The organism is Enterobacter sp. Taxon_8 (assembly GCF_058354585.1).
The window spans coordinates 1,938,462-1,950,755 of the sequence record NZ_CM177989.1 but is presented as its reverse complement, the minus strand read 5'-3'; the positions used below and the strand labels follow the sequence as shown (position 1 = coordinate 1,950,755).

Annotated in this window: 6 protein-coding genes; 2 read left to right on the top strand and 4 right to left on the bottom strand. The window is 60.7% G+C overall.

Annotated elements, in window-relative coordinates; translation table 11 throughout:
- Window positions 1–173: 173 nt before the first annotated feature.
- Window positions 174–1,571 carry a NarK family nitrate/nitrite MFS transporter gene (locus AC4IBF_RS09210; RefSeq protein ID WP_048989619.1) on the bottom strand — a complete coding sequence of 466 codons (1,398 nt, stop codon included), beginning with the start codon at window positions 1,569–1,571 and terminating at the stop codon, window positions 174–176.
- A gap of 309 nt (window positions 1,572–1,880) precedes the next feature.
- Here AC4IBF_RS09210 and narX point away from each other — a divergent pair, with 309 nt between their 5' ends.
- Together narX and narL are read left to right on the top strand one after the other, a co-directional pair.
- The gene (narX, locus tag AC4IBF_RS09205) at window positions 1,881–3,677 is read left to right on the top strand and encodes a nitrate/nitrite two-component system sensor histidine kinase NarX (protein ID WP_111965926.1); all 1,797 of its coding nucleotides are present in this window, start codon (window positions 1,881–1,883) and stop codon (window positions 3,675–3,677) included.
- A complete protein-coding gene (narL, locus tag AC4IBF_RS09200) occupies window positions 3,670–4,320 on the top strand; it encodes a two-component system response regulator NarL (RefSeq protein WP_008499531.1) in 651 nt (216 codons plus the stop codon). The genes narX and narL overlap by 8 nt, the downstream gene beginning before the upstream one ends.
- A gap of 3 nt (window positions 4,321–4,323) precedes the next feature.
- On the opposite strand, the gene AC4IBF_RS09195 is transcribed toward narL, so the two are convergent.
- The 3 genes from AC4IBF_RS09195 to nirB are packed head-to-tail and all read right to left on the bottom strand — an operon-like array spanning window position 4,324 to window position 12,286.
- The gene (locus AC4IBF_RS09195; RefSeq protein WP_479974822.1) at window positions 4,324–5,730 is read right to left on the bottom strand and encodes a YchO/YchP family invasin; all 1,407 of its coding nucleotides are present in this window, start codon (window positions 5,728–5,730) and stop codon (window positions 4,324–4,326) included.
- A gap of 47 nt (window positions 5,731–5,777) precedes the next feature.
- Window positions 5,778–8,303, bottom strand: coding sequence for a nitrate reductase (locus AC4IBF_RS09190; protein ID WP_348942810.1), 2,526 nt, complete (start codon window positions 8,301–8,303; stop codon window positions 5,778–5,780).
- Window positions 8,300–12,286, bottom strand: coding sequence for a nitrite reductase large subunit NirB (gene nirB, locus AC4IBF_RS09185; protein ID WP_136194990.1), 3,987 nt, complete (start codon window positions 12,284–12,286; stop codon window positions 8,300–8,302). Before nirB ends, AC4IBF_RS09190 begins: the two co-directional genes overlap by 4 nt.
- Between the last annotated feature and the right edge of the window lie 8 nt (window positions 12,287–12,294).

Here is a 12,294-nt window from a genome sequence, read left to right as displayed (position 1 = left end):
AAAAAGCCAGTCGAAATTTAACATCTCAGGTATTAAGGGGTAGACCCACCTGCAAAGCGATGGCGATCGCAGTGTCACCGCAGGCGTCCGCCGTAAAAGCCGTAAGTATGTTGTAACTATTATTCAGGCAAAAAAAAACGCGGCCCGAAGGCCGCGTAAACGGATAATCACACTTACTTATTTTTCTTGGTATTTCGGCCATATACCAGCCACGTAATCACAACGCAGGCGATATAGAAGACGAGGAAAACTTTCATGGCGCCAGCCGGAGAGCCGGTCAGATCCAAAGAGATACCGAACGCTTTCGGGATAAAGAAGCCGCCAATCGCGCCGATGGCTGAGATAAAGCCCAGCGCCGCAGCCGTATCCGTCGCCGCTTCGCGCATTGCCTGCTCTTCGCTCCCGCCCTGCGCCTTCACGCGATCCATCGTCAGCTTACGGAAGATCACGGAGATCATCTGGAAGGTGGACGCACTCCCCAGCCCAGCCGTCAGGAACAGCACCATAAACACACCGAAGAAGGCGATGAAGTTACCGCCCTGCCCGTCGGCCGGCAGCGTGAGGAACAGCAGCGCGCAGAAGACCGCCATCACCACGAAGTTAACCAGCGTCACGCGGGTACCGCCCAGGCGGTCAGAGACCATGCCGCCCAGCGAACGTGCAAGGGCACCAATAAACGGCCCGAAGAAGGCAAAGTGCAGGATCTGAATCTCCGGGAACTGCGTTTTCGATAGCATTGCGAAGCCCGCCGAGAAGCCGATAAACGAACCGAAGGTGGCCAGATACAGCAGCGCCATCACCCAGAGGTGTCCACGCTTCAGCACCGGCAGCTGTTCGCTCAGCGACGCCTTCGACGCGGACAGGTCGTTCATAAAGAACCAGGCTGCGAGGGTGAAGACCACCAGGAAAGGTACCCAGATCCAGGCGGCGTTCTGCAGATAGAGGGAAGAACCATCCGCCTGCTCAACGCCACCGCCGCCAAAGGCCGCAAAAATAGAAACAGAGATCGCCAGCGGGGCAATCAGCTGCATCACGCTCACGCCCATATTGCCCAGACCGCCGTTAATACCCAGCGCGCCGCCCTGCTTCGCTTTCGGGAAGAAGAAGCTGATGTTTGCCATGCTGGAGGCGAAGTTCGCACCCGCAAAACCGCACAGCAGGGAGATAATCACGAACACGCTGAACGGCGTAGAGGTATCCTGCACCGCGAAGCCGAGCCAGACGCAGGGGACGATCATGATGCCCGTACTGAATGCCGTCCAGCGACGGCCGCCAAAGACCGGCACCATAAACGCGTAAGGCACACGCAGCAGCGCGCCTGACAGCGACGGCAGCGCGGTCAGCATAAACAGCTGATCGGTCGTAAACGTAAAACCCACTTTCGGCAGGTTTACCGCCACCGCGCTAAACAACATCCATACGCAAAACGCCAATAACAAACACGGCACGGAAATCCAAAGATTCCGGCTTGCTACACGATGGCCGCGCTGTTGCCAGAACGCCGGATCCTCTGGACGCCAGTCTGTAATAACGGCACCATTTTCCCTTTCGGGAGCGGATGAGTGACTCATAGACACCTCTGATTCTCGAATGATGCTGCAAACATTAGGGTTTTAGGGCGGCGGTAAGTTGATATAAATCAAAGGAAAAGTGGGAGGATTTGCGGCGCAAAATAAGGTCTCACCCTTAGTGAGTAGGCTAATTCGGTAAAAAAGACGTGGTTTTTCACGGCACTGACGGTTCCTGGCTACTCCCACCTCCTTCCCCCTACTCCGTTGGCAATTTAGGGGTAATCCTTTATTGGTATGGGTATACTCCAGGGTATGCACCAGAATAGCGCCATTCCTGCAAGCAGGCCACGTCAGGAGCACGCCACCTCTATGTTAAAAAGATGTTTATCTCCGCTGACGCTCGTGAATCAGCTAGCCCTGATTGTTTTGCTGTCCACCGCCATCGGCGTGACCGGCATGGCGATCTCCGGCTGGCTGGTACAGGGAGTACAGGGTAATGCGCATGCCATCAACGAGGCAGGCTCGCTACGCATGCAGAGTTATCGCCTGCTGGCGTCGGTCCCCCTGACGCAGGACGATCGGCCTCTGATTGATGAAATGGAGCGCACGGTCTTCAGCCCCGAGCTGGAAAACGCCGCCATCCGCGCCGGTCAGCAGTCCCAGCTTAACGCCCTTCAGGGTTACTGGCACACCCAGCTGCAGCCCGGGCTGAAACAGGCTCGCAGCACGGAAACCGTTGCGCAGGACGTTGCGGGGTTCGTCTCACGTATTGATGCGCTGGTCTCCGCTTTTGACCAGACGACCGAATTACGCATCGACCGGGTGGTGATGGTGCACCGCGCAATGGCGCTGTTTATGGGGCTGCTGCTGATCTTCACCATCGTCTGGCTCCGCGCGCGGCTGCTGAACCCGTGGAAACAGCTGCTGGCGATGGCCCGCGCGGTGACCGCACGCGATTTTACCCAGCGCACGCACATCAGCGGGCGCAACGAGATGGCCATGCTTGGCCAGGCGCTCAACACCATGTCGGCAGAGCTCTCCGAGAGCTACGCGGTACTGGAACAGCGCGTTCAGGAAAAAACGGCGGGACTGGAGCAGAAAAACGAGATCCTCTCCTTCCTGTGGCAAGCCAACCGCCGTCTGCACATGCAGGTGCCGCTATGCGAGCGCCTCTCTCCGGTGCTGAACGGCCTGCAAAATCTGACCCTGCTGCACGACCTTGAGCTGCGCGTCTACGACGTGGAAGACGAAGATAACCATCAGGAATTTACCTGCCAGTCGGATATGTCGTGCGATGACAAAGGCTGCCATCTTTGCCCTCGCGGCCTGCCGCCGCTGACGTCCGGCGGCACCACCCTGAAGTGGCGCCTGACCGACAGCCACACCCAGTACGGTATTCTACTGGCAACGCTGCCAGCCGGGCGTCATCTGAGCCACGACCAGCAGCAGCTGGTTGATACGCTGGTCGAACAGCTAACGGCCACGCTGGCGCTCGACAGGCATCAGGAAAAGCAGCAGCAGCTGATCGTCATGGAAGAGCGCGCGACCATCGCCCGCGAGCTTCACGACTCGATCGCCCAGTCGCTCTCCTGTATGAAAATGCAGGTGAGCTGCCTGCAGATGCAGGATGCAGAGATGCCGGAAAGCAATAAGCAGCTGCTTAGCCAGATCCGCAACGAGCTGAACACCTCCTGGGTGCAGCTTCGCGAGCTGCTGACCACCTTCCGCCTGCAGCTGACCGAGCCGGGCCTGCGCCCGGCGCTGGAGGCCAGCTGTCACGAATTTAGCGCCCGGCTGGGGTTCCCGGTGAAGCTTGACTACCAGCTGCCGCCGCGGTTTGTCCCCTCCCATCAGGCCATACATTTACTGCAGATCGCCCGTGAAGCGCTGAGCAACGTGCTCAAGCACTCCGGCGCGACGGCGGTAACGGTCACCGTCAGCCAGCACAACAACCAGGTGAAGCTTACGGTTCACGACAACGGCCGCGGCGTGCCGGAAAATGCCGAACGCACTAACCACTATGGTTTAATTATTATGCGAGACCGCGCCCAAAGCCTGCGCGGTGATTGCCAGGTTCGCCGGAGAGAGACGGGCGGCACGGAAGTTGTCGTCACCTTTATTCCCGAGAAACCGCTTACAACTGCTCAAGGAGAAACCCATGACTAATCAGGAACCGGCATCCATCCTGTTGATCGACGACCATCCGATGCTGCGTACTGGCGTAAAACAGCTGGTCAGCATGGCACCCGATATCACCGTGGTTGGCGAAGCCAGCAACGGCGAACAGGGCATTGAGCTTGCCGAATCCCTCGATCCCGATCTGATCCTGCTCGATCTGAATATGCCCGGCATGAACGGTCTGGAGACCCTCGACAAGCTGCGGGAAAAATCGCTTTCCGGGCGCATCGTCGTCTTTAGCGTCTCGAACCATGAAGAGGATGTGGTCACGGCGCTGAAGCGCGGGGCGGATGGTTATCTGCTCAAAGACATGGAGCCGGAAGACTTGCTTAAGGCGCTGCAGCAGGCTGCGGCGGGCGAGATGGTTCTCAGCGAAGCCTTAACGCCGGTGCTGGCCGCCAGCCTGCGCGCCAACCGCGCCACCTCTGACCGCGACGTCAGCCAGCTAACGCCGCGCGAGCGCGACATTCTCAAGCTCATTGCCCAGGGGCTGCCGAACAAAATGATCGCCCGCCGCCTGGACATCACGGAAAGTACGGTCAAAGTGCACGTGAAGCATATGCTGAAGAAAATGAAGCTTAAATCCCGCGTCGAAGCCGCGGTGTGGGTGCATCAGGAACGCATTTTTTAAGGGCTACTCATCCGGCAGCAGCTTCCAGCGCGGATCGTCGTCAGGCAATGCGACCAGCGGCTGCACCACCGCAAGCGCGATCTCATTGGACGAGACGCGCTGGCCTTTCTCATCTTCCACCACCGCCGACAGGTGCCAGCGGTTTGTCGCCCCTTCGCTGTCATCCCAGGCAGGCATAATCACGCTCCAGCCGTCTGTGCTGTTGCTTTTCGCCGGTGACGTCAGGCTCAATGCCTGCGTATCCCCCTGCCAGTGGATCTGACGAATGCCGTGCGTGCTGCGGACCTGGAGCTTCAGCATGACGGTCTCGCCCCCTTTCAGATCCCACGGAGGCGTTGCCAGCCACACGGACAGCGTTTTGCGCTGACGGAACTCCATCACCGGCAGGCTATTGCGCTCCGGCGAGTCGTAGCGGCTTCCGCGCAGGGATCGCGTGGCGGCGACTTCACCGGCGGAAAGCTGTTTCACCAGCGGCACGCCAAAGCGATAGTTGAGCTTCAGCCCGAGGTTATTCTGGCTCTCGCCGCTTTCGCCCTGCTTGTGCCCGGCAGTCAACGTGACCAGCGGGACGGGGGTGTAGTTAAGCCCCAGATTCACCGCTACCGGATTGTGGTAGCCGGTTCCGCTGTTGAAGAGATCGACGTTATCGCCAAAATATTGCTCGAAGCTGATGCTGGTGTTCAGGTGATGGAACCACGGCAGCCAGGCTTTAGCGGTGACGTCATAGCCGCGCGCCATGCGCTGCTCCTGGAGGTCAGAGCGATCGCGCCAGCCGGCAAAGGGCTGATAATAGTTGGCTGACAGGCGCAGATTTTCCCCCCACACTTCCGCGCCCAGCCCTGCACGCTGCAGGTTTTCATCCAGCAGGTTATCGTAAAAGGTGTTGTAACCCAGCAGCCATTTCCCGGCGACCCAGCGCTGGCCGATTCCAGCGTTACTCACCAGGCCATCCGTCTGCTGGGTCAGGCCAAGCTGGCTCCAGCTCAGATAACGGTTGTTATCGTTCCACGGGATAAACCAGTTCCCGCTGCTGCCGTTAAATTTGCCGTCGTTATCCACCAGCAAGTTCACGCTGGCGTTCCCCCAAGGCGAAAGCCAGGATTCAATCTGCTGGTTCACTTCGCCGCTTACCGCGTCGCGCACCTGGCCAAACGCGAACTGACGCGCCTGCTCGCCGGTCGTCAGTCCATTGTCGGTCATGCTGGCTTCACCAAAGGCTTTCGCCATTTCGGCCAGATGCTTCTCCCCCTCGCCGGTTGGCGCCGCCATGCCGAGGTCGGGCAGATTATCCCCGTCATTATCAAAGGGATTTTGTGCCTGCTGGATAAAGGAATTCGGCGCACCGTGAACGGCTCCGACCGTAAGAAGGGGGAGTAAAAACAGCAAACGAATGCGGGACGATACAGCCATCAACGTCGTCAATAAGAACCTGTGTTTATGAATAAACTCTTATTATGTTAACGCGATAAGCCCTGAAATGCAGTCCTGACGGACATTTCAGGATTATCCTGAAACAGCCCTTTCAGCTCCGGCACGCAGGAACCACAGTTCGTACCACAGCGCAGCTTCGCCCCCAGCGCGTTGACGGAATCACACCCTCCGACGATCGCCTCCCGTATCGCATTCTCCCCGACGCTGAAACAGCTGCAGATGATGCGTCCCGGATCCGCTTCCTTCCCGACGCTCTGTCCGTTCAACAGGGCGTGGCGTTCTGAGGCCAGCACGGGTGGGGATTGAAAAGCGGCCTCAATCACCGTATGCGCCAGCGCCGGTAACGCAGTGCCCTCCCAGAAGCCCAGCATCAGCTGGCCTTCATGCCAGGCCAGCACGCTGCTGCGTTCGCCGGTTTGGGCAACCTGCAGCTGCCAGCCCCGGACGCCGGCGTATTCCATTACCCACGACAGCAAAGGTTTATCGCACGCCACCGTCAGACGTGAGGCTTTGCGCCACCAGTAAACCGAAGAAGGCATTTCCGGCCATTCCCTGGCATAGAGTTCCCCCTGCCAGGCAGGCTGCCACGGCAGAATTCTGACCGCGGTTTGTTTACTCTCCGGCTGGCCCGAAACCGGATCGCAGCGCCCTTCCACCAGCGCATTCACCTTTCCCTGGCGGGCAAACTCAGCGTTCCAGTGCATCGGGGCAAACGCCTCGCCTTCCCGTATCCCGTCATTGATTCGTACTCTGACGACCATCACGCCGCGCGGCGAGCTAATTCGCGCCAGCTGGCCGTCGCACAGGGAAAGCCGAACGGCGTCTGCGGGGCAAACCTCAACAAACGGTTCGGCGATATGCTGCATCAGTCTGGCTACGTATCCCGTTCGGGTCATGGTATGCCACTGATCGCGGATGCGCCCCGAGTTAAGAATCAGCGGGTACAACGCGCTGACAGTCGCACTGTGCGACAGAGGGTTAACGGGAACAATGTTTCGGCGCGGGAAATCCCCCGTCGGCCACTGATAAGGCTCAAGCTGATCCCACTCCTCACGGGTTAGCGCAGCCAGGTCATGAAGATTCAATGCCCGCGCGCCGTCATTTTCAAAGGCCGTCAGCGCCGCATGTTCGCAAAAAATCTCGTGCGGATGTTGCCAGGCAAAGGCCTCGCCGTAGCCCAGCCGCTTCGCTACCTGCGCGACGATCCACCAGTCCGGCTTCGCCTCGCCCGGCGCAGGCAGAAACGCGCGCTGGCGCGAAATGCGCCGCTCGGAATTGGTCACCGTCCCGTCCTTTTCTCCCCAGCTCAAAGCCGGAAAACGGATATGGGCGAGCCGGCTGGTGTCGGTATCGTTCATCACCTCAGAGACCATCACCAGCGGGCAACCCGCCAGCGCCTGACACACCGCGTGGCTGTCCGGCAGCGACACGGCGGGGTTGGTGCCCATAATCCACACCGCCTTCACCTCACCGCGGGCAATGGCGTCAAACAGCTCCACCGCCATCAGCCCCGGCGTCTGCGCCAGCCGTTCCGTTCCCCAGAAACGCGCCACCCGCGAAAGATCGTCCGGCTCAAAGTTCATGTGTGCCGCCAGCTGGTTCGCCAGTCCGCCCACCTCCCTTCCGCCCATCGCGTTTGGCTGTCCGGTCAGCGAAAACGGGCCGCAGCCCGGACGGTTGAACTTCCCGCTGGCAAGATGAACGTTAATAATAGCGTTACACTTGTCGCTGCCGCTGGCGGACTGGTTGATACCCATGGTGTAGAGCGTAATTGCGCGAGGCGCGGTGATAAACCAGTCGTAAAAGGTACCAATGTCTTCTGACGGAAGATCGCAAAACGCCGCCACGCGCTCAACGGGCCACTCATCCGTTCCCTGAATCACATTAAGCAGACCGACAAACAGCCCGGCGTCGCTGCCGGGGGCGAGCGCCAGATGCAGGTCAGCAATATCACAGGTGGCGGTTCTGCGGGGATCGATTACCACCACCTTCATCTGCGGATTGCTGTACTTTGCTTGCACCAGCCGCTGATACAGCACCGGATGCGTCCAGGCCGCGTTTGAACCCACCAGCACCACCAGATCGCTGTTTTCCACATCCTCATAGCTGCACGGCACCACGTCTTCGCCAAAGGCGCGCTTGTAGCCCACCACCGCCGAGGACATACAGAGCCGGGAGTTAGTATCGATGTTTGCCGCACCGATAAATCCTTTCATCAGCTTGTTGGCGGCGTAGTAGTCCTCGGTAAGCAATTGTCCGGAGGCGTAAAACGCCACCGCCTGCGGTCCCCATGTGTCGATAATCTCCCGCAGACGCTCCCCCGCCGCGTTCAGCGCCTGCGCCCAGTCCACCTCAAGTCCGTCAACAGCGGGGCGCAGCAATCGCCCCTGTAACCCCGTCGTTTCCCCCAGGGCCGATCCTTTCACGCACAGACGTCCCAGGTTCGCAGGATGGGTTTCATCTCCCCGAACGCTGACCGCTTCACCTTCCACGCTGGCAACTACGCCACAGCCGACCCCGCAGTAGGGGCACGTTGTCCGGGTTTCCGTCATGAAGCCTCCGCACGCATTACCAGGGCGTCGCTGCCAACCCATACCTTGCCGTTTTCAATTTTCACCGGCCAGGCGCGCACCGCGGGTTCGCCGTTCTCTACCTGACAGCCGTCGCGCAGGCGAATGCGCTGCTTATACAGCGGTGAAATCACCACCGGCTCGCCCGCTGCATCGCCAAGAATGCCGCGTGAAAGCACGTTAGCATTACCGCCCGGTTCCCGATCGTCGAGGGCGTAAACGGTTTTGCCAAAACGGAAGAGCGCAATCGGCTTACGTCCAAGCCGCGCGCCGATGCCCGCCTGCTCGGGGATATCGTCGATGCCGCAAATTTCCTGCCAGCGCTTGCTTTCATCCGGCGCGGTGTCGTTCACCGTCGTGCGGAACAGCGCCAGCCGGTTGGGATCGTTAAGCGTTGTTTGCCATTCGCACTGATAGGTTTCCACCACCCGGGCCATCTCCTGCTCCAGCTCGTGGGCGATACCCAGGCTGTCGTTGAGGATCACCTCCCGCAGGTAGTCGAGACCGCCTTCCAGGTTATCCATCCAGGTGCTGGTGCGCTGCAGGCGTTCCGCCGTGCGGATGTAGAACATCAGGAAGCGGTCGACGGTGCGGATTAACGTTTCGTCATCCAGATCGCTGGCGAAGAGATCCGCATGGCGCGGCTTCATCCCGCCGTTGCCGCAGAGATAGAGGTTCCAGCCTTTATCGGTGGCAATCACCCCAACGTCTTTGCTCTGCGCCTCCGCGCACTCGCGGGTGCAGCCGGAGACCGCCATTTTGATTTTGTGCGGCGCGCGCAGCCCCTTGTAGCGGTGCTCAAGCCTGACCGCGAGGCCGGTGGAGTCCTGCACCCCGTAGCGGCACCAGGTTGAACCGACGCAGGATTTCACCGTGCGCAGGGATTTCCCGTAAGCGTGCCCGGTTTCAAACCCGGCCTCGACCAGCGCCTGCCAGATCATAGGCAGCTGTTCAAGAGTGGCGCCGAAAAGGTCGATACGCTGCCCGCCGGTAATTTTGCTGTACAGGCTGTAGCGTTTCGCAATCTGCCCGATGGCGATCAGCCCGTCCGCGGTCACTTCCCCCGCCGGCATGCGCGGCACGATAGAGTAGGTACCGTCTTTCTGGATATTGGCGAAGTAGCGGTCATTGGTGTCCTGCAGCGGCAGGTGTGCCGGTTTCAGCAGATACTCGTTCCAGCACGAGGCAAGCACTGACCCCACCAGCGGCTTACAAATTTCGCACCCGTGTCCCTGTCCGTAGCGGCTGATAAGCTGGTCAAAGGTGCGAATATGGTTGACGCGCACGAGGTGGTAAATCTCCTGGCGCGAGTACGGGAAGTGCTCGCAGATGTCCTTTTTCACCTCCACGCCCTGCTCAGCCAGCTGGAACTCCATCACCTGCTTCACCAGCGCGCTACATCCCCCGCAGCCGGTCGCCGCTTTGGTGCACTGCTTAACGGCGCCGATATCCGTCGCGCCCGCGCTCACCGCCCGGCAGATATCGCCCTTGCTGACGTTATGACATGAACAGATTTGCGCGCTTTCCGGCAGCGCCGCCACGCCGAGCGCTTTCGGCGCGCTGCCTGACGACGCGGGTAAAATCAGCGTTTCCGGCTCTTTTGGCAGGGCTATCCCGTTAAGCATCATCTGCACCAGCGTGGCGTATTCGCTGGCGTCACCCACCAGCACGCCACCGAGCAGCGTTTTGCCGTCGTGGCTGACCACGATTTTCTTGTAGATTTGCTGCGGACCGTGCGTCCACTGATAGCTCAGCGCCCCCGGCGTGCGCCCGTGAGCGTCGCCGAACGAGGCGACGTCCACGCCGAGCAGCTTGAGCTTAGTGCTCATATCCGCGCCGGCGAAGGTTTTATCCTCACCCGCCAGCGCGGCGGCGGCCACCCGCGCCATCTGATAGCCGGGCGCGACCAGACCGAAGATTTTCCCTTCCCACAGCGCGCATTCGCCGATGGCCAGCACGTCCGGATCGGAGGTCTGGCAACCGTCGTCAATGCAAATCCCGCCGCGTTCGCCGATAGCCAGCCCGCTGCTGCGCGCCAGCGCGTCCTGGGGACGAATGCCGGCAGAAAAGACCACCATGTCCGTTTCAAGCTGTTCGCCATCGGCAAAGCGCAGCACCAGCCCGCCGTCCGCCGTGGCGATCTCCGTTGTCGCTTTACTGGTGTGAACGCCGACGCCCAGCGCCTCAATTTTCTTGCGCAGCATCATCGCGCCGTCGTTGTCGAGCTGGACCGCCATCAGGTTAGGCGCAAATTCCACCACGTGGGTTTCCAGCCCGAGCTGCTTCAGGGCATTCGCCGCCTCCAGCCCGAGCAGGCCGCCGCCAATCACCACGCCGCGGCGCGAGCCCGCCGCGTGCGCCGCAATGTTGTCCAGGTCGTCAAGGGTGCGGTAGACAAAACAGCCCGGCAAATCGTTGCCCGGCACGGGCGGCACGAACGGGTATGATCCGGTCGCCAGTACCAGCTTGTCCCAGTGGGTTTCGTGCCCGCTGGCGGTACGCACCACGCGCGCGTCGCGATCGATAGCGACGACCTGCTGCGACAGGCGAAGCTCAATGCCGTTGTCGGCAAAGAAATCCCCCTCCACCAGCGAAAGCGACGCCGCGCTGCGGCCGCCAAAATATTCCGACAGATGCACGCGGTCATAGGCGGCATAGCGCTCCTCGCCAAAGACAACGATCTGATACTGCTGATGCAGATTGCGGTTAACGCAGTCTTCGAGGAAATGATGGCCGACCATACCGTGCCCAACCACCACCAGAGTAGGTTTTGTCATAGCATTGTGTCCTGCAACCTGCGGTTGCGTAGTGAAACGATCGAACAGCCAGTCCGCGTGGGCGGGCGCAGCCGTTGCCAGTAAATCGGTAAATGTTGCCGCGCTGCGGCAGTCGCCCATCAGCAGTACGCCAGCCAGCGCCCTCTGATTGATCAGTAAACGGCGATAGTGACGGGTCAGCGGATCCCATGCGCTCCAGACCACGTCGCCCTCCCGCTCTGCCGCGCGACCGAGGCTGAACAGCTCCACGCCGGTCACCTTGAGGCGTACGCCGTTGTCAGTCAGGACAAACGGCGCGGTGACGTCCCCCGCCAGCCGCGCGGCAAGGATATCCGCCTGCGCCAGACAGGGGGCGACCAGGCCAAACGTCTGGCCGTCAATTTCGCAGCACTCGCCAATGGCGTAGACGTCCGGCTCGGAGGTTTGCATCTGGTGATCCACCACGATGCCGCGCGCGCAGCGAATGCCGCTGGCCTGCGCCAGCGCGACGCTGGGCTGCACGCCGGTCGCTAGCACCACGCGCGCGGCGGCGATACTGCGTCCGTTAAGCAGCGTCACGCTATCTCCGTTCACCGCTGCGATGCCAGAGACGAGCTCACAGCGCACGCCCCGCGCCGCCAGCGCCTCTTCCAGCAGCATTCCCGCCTGCCGATCCAGCTGCTGCTCCATCAGCCACGGACCGCGATGAACAAGCGTGACCTCGTCACCTGAACGCGCCAGCGCTGCTGCCGCCTCAACCCCGAGCACGCCGCCGCCCAGCACCACCGCAGGACCGACGATCGCCTGAATGGCCCGGGTATCTGCCAGGGTACGGAACGTGAACACATGCGGCGCATCGCAGCCGGGGATTGGCGGAATAAAGGGCGTTGATCCGGTGGCAAACACCAGCGCATCCCAGTCCAGCGTGCGGGCGGCGGTTTGCACTTCCCGCGTGTCCACGTTTACGGCGATCGCCTTTTCGCCCCGCAGCAACGTCACGCCGCGCGCCTGGTACCAGTCGTCATCCTGAAGACAGATGTCTGCAGCCTGCTTTTCACCGCCCAGCACCGGCGAAAGCTGGATGCGGTTATAGGCATGTTCCGGCTCGTCACCGATGACGGTGATAGCGAAACGACCTGCAGCACGCCCGGTGAGCGAGGCAATCAGCCGCGTAGCCGCCATGCCATTTCCGATAATGACCAGTCGCATCAAAGCCC